Annotated in this window: 1 pseudogene; it reads left to right on the top strand. The window is 57.2% G+C overall.

Annotated elements, in window-relative coordinates:
- Nucleotides 1–40: 40 nt before the first annotated feature.
- A pseudogene (locus ACIP8I_RS19155) lies at nucleotides 41–790 on the top strand (aspartate kinase); the annotation flags it as partial.
- Nucleotides 791–832 lie beyond the last annotated feature (42 nt).

Here is an 832-nt window from a genome sequence, read left to right as displayed (position 1 = left end):
TGCTTATTGGGCGCCCTTCATGGGCAGAGGCGGCTTTGAAATGGCTTTGATCGTACAGAAATTTGGAGGCACCTCGGTCGGTACTGTCGAGAGAATCGAGCAGGTCGCCGACAAGGTTAAGAAATTCCGCGATGCCGGCGATGACCTGGTGGTTGTGCTGTCTGCAATGAGCGGCGAAACCAACCGTCTGATCGATCTGGCCAAGCAAATCAGTGGCGACGTGCAACCGGTTCCGCGTGAGCTGGACGTGATCGTTTCCACCGGTGAGCAGGTGACGATTGCCCTGTTGGCCATGGCGCTGATCAAGCGCGGTGTGCCGGCGGTGTCGTACACCGGTAATCAGGTGCGGATCCTGACGGACAGTGCGCACAATAAAGCGCGTATCTTGCAGATTGATGACCAGAAGATTCGTGGTGATCTGAAAGCGGGTCGCGTGGTGGTTGTCGCCGGTTTCCAGGGCGTCGACGAGCACGGCAACATCACCACCCTCGGCCGTGGCGGTTCCGACACCACGGGCGTGGCACTGGCGGCTGCCTTGAAGGCTGATGAGTGCCAGATCTACACCGACGTCGATGGTGTCTACACCACTGACCCGCGTGTGGTGCCGGTCGCTCAGCGACTGGACAAGATCACCTTTGAAGAGATGCTGGAAATGGCCAGCCTCGGTTCCAAGGTGCTGCAGATCCGTGCGGTGGAATTCGCCGGCAAGTACAACGTTCCGCTGCGCGAACTGCACAGCTTCAAGGAGGGTCCGGGCACCCTCATAACAATAGATGAAGAGGAAAACATGTAACAGCATATCATTTCCGGCATCGCAATCAAAATAGAAGAA

The sequence above is a fragment of the Pseudomonas sp. NPDC088414 genome (assembly GCF_044753325.1).
Classification (GTDB): domain Bacteria; phylum Pseudomonadota; class Gammaproteobacteria; order Pseudomonadales; family Pseudomonadaceae; genus Aquipseudomonas.
This window is presented reverse-complemented; position numbering and strand designations above follow the sequence as displayed.